This is a genomic window from Enterobacter sp. 5-4 (assembly GCF_000612205.1).
GTDB lineage: Bacteria > Pseudomonadota > Gammaproteobacteria > Enterobacterales > Enterobacteriaceae > Enterobacter > Enterobacter roggenkampii.
Window position 1 is genome coordinate 1 of sequence record NZ_JFHW01000032.1, and the last position, 1,415, is coordinate 1,415.

Annotated in this window: 1 rRNA gene; it reads left to right on the forward strand. The window is 52.9% G+C overall.

The features are described 5' to 3' along the window. Positions 1 to 1,403 (forward strand): 23S ribosomal RNA (locus tag AA74_RS0120075); the annotation flags it as partial. Positions 1,404 to 1,415: the final 12 nt, after the last annotated feature.

Genomic DNA, 1,415 nt, shown 5'->3' on the forward strand with positions numbered 1-1,415 from the left:
TTATTAACGCTGAGGTGTGATGACGAGGCACTACGGTGCTGAAGTAACAAATGCCCTGCTTCCAGGAAAAGCCTCTAAGCATCAGGTAACATCAAATCGTACCCCAAACCGACACAGGTGGTCAGGTAGAGAATACCAAGGCGCTTGAGAGAACTCGGGTGAAGGAACTAGGCAAAATGGTGCCGTAACTTCGGGAGAAGGCACGCTGATATGTAGGTGAAGCCCCTGCGGGTGGAGCTGAAATCAGTCGAAGATACCAGCTGGCTGCAACTGTTTATTAAAAACACAGCACTGTGCAAACACGAAAGTGGACGTATACGGTGTGACGCCTGCCCGGTGCCGGAAGGTTAATTGATGGGGTTAGCGGCAACGCGAAGCTCTTGATCGAAGCCCCGGTAAACGGCGGCCGTAACTATAACGGTCCTAAGGTAGCGAAATTCCTTGTCGGGTAAGTTCCGACCTGCACGAATGGCGTAATGATGGCCAGGCTGTCTCCACCCGAGACTCAGTGAAATTGAACTCGCTGTGAAGATGCAGTGTACCCGCGGCAAGACGGAAAGACCCCGTGAACCTTTACTATAGCTTGACACTGAACACTGGTCCTTGATGTGTAGGATAGGTGGGAGGCTTTGAAGTGTGGACGCCAGTCTGCATGGAGCCGTCCTTGAAATACCACCCTTTAATGGCTGGTGTTCTAACGTAGACCCGTAATCCGGGTTGCGGACAGTGTCTGGTGGGTAGTTTGACTGGGGCGGTCTCCTCCCAAAGAGTAACGGAGGAGCACGAAGGTTAGCTAATCCTGGTCGGACATCAGGAGGTTAGTGCAATGGCATAAGCTAGCTTGACTGCGAGAGTGACGGCTCGAGCAGGTGCGAAAGCAGGTCATAGTGATCCGGTGGTTCTGAATGGAAGGGCCATCGCTCAACGGATAAAAGGTACTCCGGGGATAACAGGCTGATACCGCCCAAGAGTTCATATCGACGGCGGTGTTTGGCACCTCGATGTCGGCTCATCACATCCTGGGGCTGAAGTAGGTCCCAAGGGTATGGCTGTTCGCCATTTAAAGTGGTACGCGAGCTGGGTTTAGAACGTCGTGAGACAGTTCGGTCCCTATCTGCCGTGGGCGCTGGAGAATTGAGGGGGGCTGCTCCTAGTACGAGAGGACCGGAGTGGACGCATCACTGGTGTTCGGGTTGTCATGCCAATGGCACTGCCCGGTAGCTAAATGCGGAAAAGATAAGTGCTGAAAGCATCTAAGCACGAAACTTGCCCCGAGATGAGTTCTCCCTGAGACTTTAAGTCTCCTGAAGGAACGTTGAAGACGACGACGTTGATAGGTCGGGTGTGTAAGCGCAGCGATGCGTTGAGCTAACCGATACTAATGAACCGTGAGGCTTAACCTTACAACGCCGAAG